Source organism: Cryobacterium sp. 10I1, from assembly GCF_035019805.1.
GTDB classification, from domain to species: Bacteria; Actinomycetota; Actinomycetes; order Actinomycetales; family Microbacteriaceae; genus Cryobacterium; species Cryobacterium glucosi.
In genome coordinates, this window is the sequence record NZ_JASJVF010000378.1 from 1 (window position 1) to 2,196 (window position 2,196).

The 2,196-nt window shown below is 69.1% G+C and carries 2 protein-coding genes; both read left to right on the plus strand.

The window, feature by feature from the left end; all coding sequences use genetic code 11:
• Window positions 1-222: 222 nt before the first annotated feature.
• The gene (locus tag QN345_RS18195; protein WP_322136552.1) at window positions 223-1,968 is read left to right on the plus strand and encodes a bifunctional diguanylate cyclase/phosphodiesterase; all 1,746 of its coding nucleotides are present in this window, start codon (window positions 223-225) and stop codon (window positions 1,966-1,968) included.
• 38 nt (window positions 1,969-2,006) lie between these two features.
• Window positions 2,007-2,196: hypothetical protein (locus tag QN345_RS18200; protein ID WP_323509026.1), on the plus strand; the 190-nt coding region annotated here is incomplete at its 3' end.

Here is a 2,196-nt window from a genome sequence, read left to right on the forward strand (position 1 = left end):
GTTTGGGCGGGAGCGGCGGCGGTAGGCTCGCTGCATGGGCGCGACATTTGCATACAACGAGGTGCAGCGGGAGTCGTCTTCCGCGTGCGGAACCGGGCCAGCCCTGGCCCCACCACAGATAACCGGCTGATGGATGATTCAGGGGGGAATCGCACACACCGATGGAGAGAATCTCTGGGGAGATTTTTCCGCGCCGAGCTGATGGTCACGTTCCATCCGGGAATGTTCGACAACCCGAAGGTGGCCGGGCTGCTGCTCGGCAGCCTGACGACGTTCGCATCCCTCGTGCTCTTCGTCTACGTGGGCACACCGGAGGAGAGCGTTGCCCCGCACGCCGGCCTGTTCGTCCTCATCGCGTGTGTCTCGCTGCCGGTAGGGCTGCTGTCGATTCTCTTTCGCCGGTTTTTCACCCGGGCCGTGCGCACGATCGTGCTCACCTTCCTACTGCTCGACACCGCCGTCAGCGTCTACCTGACCGACACCACCTCCTCGGCCCTCGCGATGAGCACGTGGATCCTCGTGATCCTCGCGCTGTCCTATATGTTTCTGCCGATCGTGCAGTCGCTGCCGTTCGCCGTGGCCGGCACGGTGCTGGTCACGACCGCGCTGTTCGTGCACCCGGGCATGCGCGGCATCGATCTGCTCCTGATCATCCCTGCGGCGATCATCGCGAATTTCGGACTGCACTGGCTCGTGACGAGCACACTGAAGTCGGAGACCGACGACCTGACCCGGCTCGGCAACCGGATCTACTTCAAACGCATCCTCAACGATCATGTCCGGAGCGCCTCGCCCGGCGACGTGACGACGGTCGTGCTCGTGGACCTCGACCACTTCACCCTCACCAACGAGGTGCGCCAGCGGTCCTACGGCGACACGATTCTCATCGACTTCGCCGCACGGTGCACGCGGCTCGGCGGCCCGGACTCGGGCGCAGTTGTCGCCCGCACGGCCGGCGACGAATTCGCGATCCTGCTGCCGGGCATGACCACCTGGCAAGCCGAGGCCGCGGTCGAGGCCATGCGGGCGGATGTCCATGTCTTCTCCGCGGGCATCGCCGGCCACGAGCCGGGCGAGTCGGCCTCCGGGCTCCGCACGCGGGTGACCGAGGCGCTCTCGAGCGCCAAGCGGGCGGGGCGCGGGACCACCCGCGTCCATGGCGGGCACTACGCGACCGCGACCGCGGTCGGGCAGGCCATCGCCAACGGCGAGTTCAGTCTGGTGTTCCAGCCGATCGTGGACCTGCGCACCCGGCGGGCGGTCGGCGCCGAGGCGCTGCTGCGCTGGACGCACCCGACCCGGGGCGCGATCTCGCCGGTCGAGTTCATTCCGCTGTGCGAGGCGAGCGGCGCGATGCCGCGCCTGGGCGACTGGATCGTCGACACCGCCGTGACGATCGCGTCTTCGTGGACGATGCCGGTCGAGCCGGGGGCGCCGCCGTTCTACGTGAGCGTGAACGCCTCGGGCATCGAACTCGGCGACCCGCACTACGCCGACCGGCTGCTCGCGCTGTGCACGGCTGCGGCGTTGCCGGCGGGCGTGCTCAAGATCGAGCTCACCGAGAGCGACTACGTCGTGGAGTACGGCGCGGTGCACGCGAACATGGCCCAGCTACAGACGTCGGGCATCCCGATCATGATCGACGACTTCGGCACCGGCTCGTCGAACCTCGAGCGGCTGAGCGAGGTGCGGGCGAACGTGCTGAAGATCGACCGCCGCTTCGTCTCGGCGATCGGCTGCGCCGCCGACGACGCCCCGCTCGTGCAATCGATCCTCGGACTCGCCCGCGGGCTCGGCAGCAGCGTCATAGCCGAGGGCGTCGAAACGGATGTCCAGGCTGACTGGCTCGAGGAAAATGCGTGCCGCTTCGCGCAAGGGTACCTGTTCTCCCGGCCCGTGGCATCCGCCGACCTTGCCGCGGTGTGCGCGGGGCTGAGCGCGCGCTCGGCCGCGTTGCGCCCTGAATAGGCGGGCGGGGCGCACCGGCGACACGATAGTTTGAGTGCATGAGCCCCGCCACACCCGCTGCCCCTGCCTCTCCCCCGGCCCGGCGCGTGCGCTGGGGCCTCGATGACGCGGCTGCTGGCGCGGTCGGGGCGATCCTGCTCGTGCTCGCGGCCGACTGGGCGCTCAGCCCCGCGCACACCGCGGCAAGGTCGGCGGATGCCACGGGCCGGGAGAACAGGTACCCTTGCG